Below are 245 nucleotides of genomic sequence, written 5' to 3' on the forward strand. Positions count from 1 at the left end.
GTAGGTGTCGATGCCTTCCGTCACGGCTTGCGTTGCCTTGGTCAGTTCCGTCAGAATCCAGCGATTGACGGCAAGCTTGGCGTTTTCCGGCTTGAAACCGGCATCAAGCTTCACGCCATTCATCTGGGCAAAGCGCGTTGCGTTCCAGAGCTTGGTGCCGAAATTGCGATAGCCGGCAATACGCGCCGGGTCGAGCTTAACGTCACGGCCCTGAGCGGCCATGATGGCAAGAGTGAACCGCAGCG

The 245-nt window shown here is 58.8% G+C and carries 1 protein-coding gene; it reads right to left on the reverse strand.

Going from position 1 to position 245, the window contains the following annotated elements; translation table 11 throughout:
• Window positions 1-245: hypothetical protein (locus P8629_RS12500; RefSeq protein WP_278166417.1), on the reverse strand; the 245-nt coding region annotated here is incomplete at both ends.

Origin of the sequence: Hydrogenovibrio sp. 3SP14C1 (assembly GCF_029625905.1) — a bacterium.
Classification (GTDB): domain Bacteria; phylum Pseudomonadota; class Gammaproteobacteria; order Thiomicrospirales; family Thiomicrospiraceae; genus Hydrogenovibrio.